The organism is Pseudomonas sp. 2VD (assembly GCF_005503585.1).
Lineage (GTDB): Bacteria > Pseudomonadota > Gammaproteobacteria > Pseudomonadales > Pseudomonadaceae > Pseudomonas > Pseudomonas aeruginosa.
Genome location: NZ_SCND01000647.1, coordinates 1 through 1347, shown reverse-complemented (window position 1 = coordinate 1347; position 1347 = coordinate 1). Strand labels below are relative to the sequence as shown.

Sequence of the window (1347 nt, the reverse complement as noted above, 5' to 3'; positions counted from 1 at the left end):
GCGACGGCCTGCTCCGCTCGCTGGCGCGCCGGGCCGTGCGCTGGCGCGACAGCTTCGACGGGGAGGGCGGCGCATGAGCGGCCTGCTCGACCTGCTGGAGATTCGCAAGGCCTATGGCGATACGCGGGTGCTGGAGGGCGTGGCGCTGTCGCTGGCGCCCGGCGAGGTGGTCAGCCTGCTCGGCCCCAGCGGTTGCGGCAAGAGCACCCTGCTGCGGATCGCCGCCGGACTGGACGACGACTTCCAGGGCACTGTCGAACGCAACCCGATCCTCGGCTTCGGCCCGGACGGCGAGAACGGCCGCAGCGGCGGCATCGGCGTGGTGTTCCAGGAGCCGCGCCTGTTGCCCTGGCTGACGGTGGCGCAGAACGTCGGTTTCGCCGACGGCTGGCTGGAGGACGAGCACTGGGTCGAGCGCCTGCTCGCCGATGTCGGACTGGCCGGCTGCGGAGGATTGCTGCCCAAGCAACTGTCCGGCGGCATGGCGCAGCGCGCGGCGATCGCTCGCGGTCTCTACGGACGGCCGCAGGTGCTGTTGCTCGACGAGCCGTTCAGCGCGGTCGACGCCTTCACCCGCATGCGCCTCCAGGACCTGCTGCAGGACGTGGTGCAGAACTACGAGATCAGCGTCCTGCTGGTCACCCACGATCTCGACGAGGCGTTCTATCTCGCCGACCGCGTGCTGCTGATGGGCGGCCGTCCCGGACACATCCGCCGCGAGTTCCACGTACCGCTGGCGCGTCCCCGCGATCGCCGGGCGGTGGAGCTGGCCTACTTGCGCGGCGAGGCCCTGACCGAAATGCAGCGGGCGCACGTGCTCTGAGGCAAGACCCCGAACCGGGTTCTTATATGCTTTATGGAATAAATAAATGAATAAAAAACATTTATTGGAATATGAGGCCGCCTGTTAAGGTCTATGCAACTTGGTTAGCAAGCCAAACGAATATCCTGTTTTCCGGTTATAAGGAATCCCCCCATGCTCGTCGTTTCCATCGCCGGAAGTCCCAGCGTACGTTCCCGCTCCGGGGTGTTGCTGGAGCGTGCCAGGGACTGGCTGAGCCGTCGCGGCGTCGAGGTGGCCAGCCACCAGGTGCTGGATTTTCCCGCCGAGGACCTGCTGCGTGCCCGCCTCGACAGTCCGCCGGTACTGGCGCTGGCCGAGCAGATCGGCCGCGCCGACGGCCTGCTGGTCGCCACCCCGGTGTACAAGGCCTCGTTTTCCGGCGCGCTGAAGGTCCTGCTCGACCTGTTGCCCGAGCGCGCCCTGGAGCACAAGGTGGTGCTGCCGTTCGCCACCGGCGGCAGCAGCGCGCACATGCTGGCCGTGGACTACGCATTGAAGCCGGT

At 67.2% G+C, this 1347-nt stretch carries 2 protein-coding genes; both read left to right on the top strand.

What is annotated here, in order from left to right:
• The first annotated feature begins 73 nt into the window (after window positions 1–73).
• Window positions 74–823, top strand: a complete 750-nt coding sequence (locus FFS27_RS32765; RefSeq protein ID WP_003091922.1) for an ABC transporter ATP-binding protein — start codon at window positions 74–76, stop codon at window positions 821–823.
• 153 nt (window positions 824–976) lie between these two features.
• The coding region (gene ssuE / locus FFS27_RS32760) for an NADPH-dependent FMN reductase (protein ID WP_137952557.1) at window positions 977–1347 on the top strand (371 nt) is incomplete at its 3' end.